At 52.9% G+C, this 3102-nt stretch carries 3 protein-coding genes; 2 read left to right on the forward strand and 1 reads right to left on the reverse strand.

Annotated elements, in window-relative coordinates; all coding sequences use genetic code 11:
• Together Q0140_RS09125 and Q0140_RS09130 are read left to right on the forward strand one after the other, a co-directional pair.
• Window positions 1-391: hypothetical protein (locus tag Q0140_RS09125; protein WP_297963930.1), on the forward strand; the 391-nt coding region annotated here is incomplete at its 5' end.
• Window positions 381-2588, forward strand: coding sequence for an endonuclease MutS2 (locus Q0140_RS09130; protein WP_297963932.1), 2208 nt, complete (start codon window positions 381-383; stop codon window positions 2586-2588). The genes Q0140_RS09125 and Q0140_RS09130, both read left to right, overlap by 11 nt.
• Before the next feature lie 25 nt (window positions 2589-2613).
• Here the strand turns inward: Q0140_RS09130 and Q0140_RS09135 are convergent, their stop codons facing one another.
• On the reverse strand, window positions 2614-2748 hold the full coding sequence (locus tag Q0140_RS09135) for a hypothetical protein (protein WP_297963934.1): 135 nt from the start codon (window positions 2746-2748) through the stop codon (window positions 2614-2616).
• Between the last annotated feature and the right edge of the window lie 354 nt (window positions 2749-3102).

Genomic DNA, 3102 nt, shown 5'->3' on the forward strand with positions numbered 1-3102 from the left:
GGCTTCCGCCGCGCAAGTAAACGGCGCCGTCTCGGGCGGGCAAAATTTCGCACAAAGCCCTACTTCGAAAAATTCTAAGCAGCAAGGCGATAAGCAGAACCTCGCGCCGCAAAATTCCGCGAATCAAGAAGGTATGCGAAGATCTGCCTCACAAAATTCCGCGCAACTAGGCGACACACAAACCTACGATCCGCAAAGCTCCGCACAGAATTCTAAAAATACGCAAAATTCCGCGCCGCAGAGCTTAAATTTGCAAAGCTCCGCGCAGATCGTAACGCGAGAGAATTTCACCTACTCCTTTTCGATGGGCGCTTTCATCGCCAAAAAAAGTGCGGGCGCGAAGTTTAGGGGCAAAACCTACAAGATCAAAGAGTGCGTTTATGATCAGTGACGAACTCTTTACGCGCCTCGATCTGGGCGAGTATCTAGCCAAATTTAAAAGCTTTTTGGCGCGCGAAAAGCCGCTGTTTTTAAGCGGCGACAGCAAGCTAAATTTTGAAAAAATTTCAGAGCTTACGAAATTTGATCTGGCGCAGTGCGAGAGCGTCGCGAACCTAGACGACGCGCTGATGCGCATCTCAAAGCACGGCGTGCTTCATATCAGCGAAATTTACGAGTTTAGCAAGATCGTCCGATATTTTCTGTATCTCAAAAAGCAGCCCTTCGAGGGTAAACTCGCCGCTTGGCTTGCGAAGATCGAAATTCCTGCGCCCATCGCGCAATTAAAGGATTATTTCGACGACCAGGGCGGCTTTCGCGACGCGATAGACGAGCGCTTCGGCGCGCTGAACGAGGCGTTTAAGATAAAAAAGGGCGAGATCGAGCAGACGCTAAAAAGGCTGATCTATTCCAAAGCCCTTTCGCCCTATCTCGCCGACACGCAGATCCACTACATAAGCGACACCGAGGCTCTGCTGGTGCGCGGCGGCTTTAATCACGTGCTAAAAGGCAGCGTCGTAGCGCGCTCAAGCGGAGGCTATTTTTACGTGCTTCCAGACGCGATCGCGGCTCTGAAGTCCGCTCAAAGCGCGATTTTGGATAAAAAAGAGCAGATCGTTTTCGAGCACTGCAAGCAGATCAGCGCCGTTTTCAATAAGAATTTAGCTTTTTTAAAATTTATAAACGCCGCCTTCGATACGATCGATGCGCTGATTGCGCGCGCCGCGATGGCAAGAGCGAGCGATTACGAGTTCGTCTTGCCGGGGCCCTCGCGCGACATCGTCCTAGATAGCTTCGCCCACCCCGCGCTTAAAAATCCAAAGCGCGTAAGCGTGGAGTTTAGCGGCAAAATTCTGCTCATCACTGGCGTGAATGCGGGCGGAAAATCTATGCTTTTAAAAAGTATTCTAAGCGCGGCGCTGTTAGCCAAATACCTCCTTCCGATGCCTATTCGCGCAAGCCTCAGCCGCATCGGCACCTTTAAAGAGTTCGAGCTCATAATGGAGGATCCGCAAAACTCCAAAAACGACATCTCGACCTTCGCGGGCAGGATGGTTGCCTTTAGCAAGCTATTCGGGCGCAAAGAAATTCTAATCGGCGTCGATGAGATCGAGCTGGGTACCGATTTTGAGGAGGCTGCGAGCCTATACGGCGCGATGATCGAGCAGCTGATAAACGGCGACGTGAAGATGATCATCACCACCCATCACAAGCGCCTAGCGATGCTGCTCGCGAAGGATCCGCGCGTAGAGCTGCTGGCGGCGCTTTACGACGAGAAAAACAGCGCGCCGAAGTATGAGTTTTTAAAGGGCACGATCGGCAAATCTTACGCCTTTGAAACCGCGCTGCGCTACGGCATAGCGCAAAATTTGATCGCCGCGGCGCGCAAAAACTACGGCGAAAACAAAGAGAATCTAAATGAAGCGATCTCAAAAGCGATAAATTTAGAGCTTGAGCTAAAGCAAAAACTAGCCCAAACGCAGCAAAAAGAGGAGAAGCTGGATGCGCTAAGCGAGGCGCTGAAAGATCAGCGCGAGCGCGCGCAAAGCGAGCTGAAGGCGGAGCTTTCAAGGCTGCAAAACGAATACTACCGCGCCATTTCGGAGGCCAAACGCAGCGTGAGCCTAAGCGATGTGCGCGAAAAGCAGCGCGCCATAAACCGCGCAAACGAGCTCGCACGAGCCGTGCAGCAGCCCGAACTCAGCGCTCCTGAGCCGCAAAGCTTCAAGGTGGGCGATCGCGTAAAATACGGCAAGATCAAGGGCGAAATTTTATCGCTCAGCAAAACCCAGGCGCTGATGCTAAGCGACGGTATCAGGCTGCGCGTGCCGCTTAGCGAGCTAAAGCGCAGTGGCGCGACGCCCGCACCCGCAAAAAACATCAGCATAAAGGTGCAAAAGCCCGCCTCCGCGTCGCTCGTGCTCGATCTGCACGGCTTGCGCGCCGAGGAAGCGATCAGCAGGCTCGATAAATTCATCAGCCAAAGCCTCGTGATGGGCTTTGATGAGATCATCGTCAAGCACGGCATCGGCACGGGCAAGCTCGCGTTCGCGGTCAAGGAGTTTTTAAAATCGCACCCCAGCGTCAAGGGCTTTCGCGACGGCACGCCCGCAGAAGGGGGCTTCGGCTCAAAGGTCGTATCGCTTTAGACTTTGGCTCGAAAGCCCTTTCGCTTCAGACGCCAGCGCGAATGATGCGGAATTCGCTCATTTTATCCATGCCTTCGCCGAGGTTTTGCAAAAGCACGAGTGCTTTGAACGTAGAATTTCGCCGCGGAATTTGTAGCATGGCTTTTCGCTGAAATTTCATGCGGCGTGAGCCGCAATTTAAATAACGCGGACGCAGTCTGCAACACCGCTAGCGTCGCGCGGGTGGGGGTTGGTAAGGGGGCGCCCCGCTAACTCTGAGCGCCGCCCCCTTACTGGTCATGTATGGCACACAACGTAAATATGCATAAATTTTTGGAATTTAACTGATAAATTTACAACTTAAATTTAAAGCGTCGCTTTACCTTATAAAATTCCGTTTAAATTTTAGCCCGCGATATGTTTCTCTTGGGGCGGGAAGGAGGCCCCAATTGCGAGGTCACATTTCTCGCAGGACGCCGCTTCCGCAGCACCGCATTGCTCTGCTCGCCCACAAACCCCACCCATCCCCCGACGA

The sequence above is a fragment of the uncultured Campylobacter sp. genome, assembly GCF_938045405.1.
In the GTDB taxonomy this organism is placed as follows: Bacteria; Campylobacterota; Campylobacteria; order Campylobacterales; family Campylobacteraceae; genus Campylobacter_B.